Here is a 788-nt window from a genome sequence, read left to right on the forward strand (position 1 = left end):
ATAACAAGGAACGATACATTCAGACAAAAAAAAGCCGAGCTATTTAGCTCGGCTTTTTCAGTGTGCCACGATTATTGATCAATCAAACCATCTTTGATCAATTTAGGTGTAATAAACACTAGCAACTCACTACGCTCATTAATGTTTTGCGTCTTTTTAAACAGGTTACCTAGGTAAGGAATATCACCCAGGAACGGTGTCTTAGTTACTGTCGTAGATTCCTCCGACTGGAAGATACCGCCTAGGACAATAGTTTCACCATTGCCAACAAGTACCTGAGTAATTAGTTCATTAGTCGCGATACTTGGCACACCAGCAGTCTCTTGGCCACGATCATCCTGATTTACTTTCAGATCCATAATGATTTTATCGTCAGGAGTAATTTGCGGCGTTACTTCAAGAGACAATACAGCCTCTTTAAATGCAATAGAGGCAGCCCCAGAAGAAGTTGCTTCTTGGTAAGGAATCTCTTCACCAGACTTAATCGTTGCCGTTTGGCGATCCGCCGTTACAATTTTTGGTTGAGCAACGATTTCGCCTTTGCCATCGGCCTCGAATGCCGACAATTCTAAATCAAGCAAGTAATCGCCATTGCCAATACCAATGGCGATAGATGAAGCATTCGTACGTGTCACACCTAGATCAACCGCCAATGCGTCTGGGAATGTAACAGTATTGGTAGTTGTTAACTCGCCAAGAGTATTTTGAGAACCACCAAAACGCCAGAAGGTATCGCCATCTTGGTCACGGCCACCGCCACCCCAAGTAATACCCATTTCTTCAGTAAT

1 pseudogene is annotated in these 788 nt (G+C 43.3%); it reads right to left on the minus strand.

Going from position 1 to position 788, the window contains the following annotated elements:
• Nucleotides 1-71: 71 nt before the first annotated feature.
• A pseudogene (locus A3738_RS03745) lies at nucleotides 72-788 on the minus strand (type IV pilus secretin PilQ); the annotation flags it as partial.

This window comes from Oleiphilus sp. HI0066 (assembly GCF_001635725.1).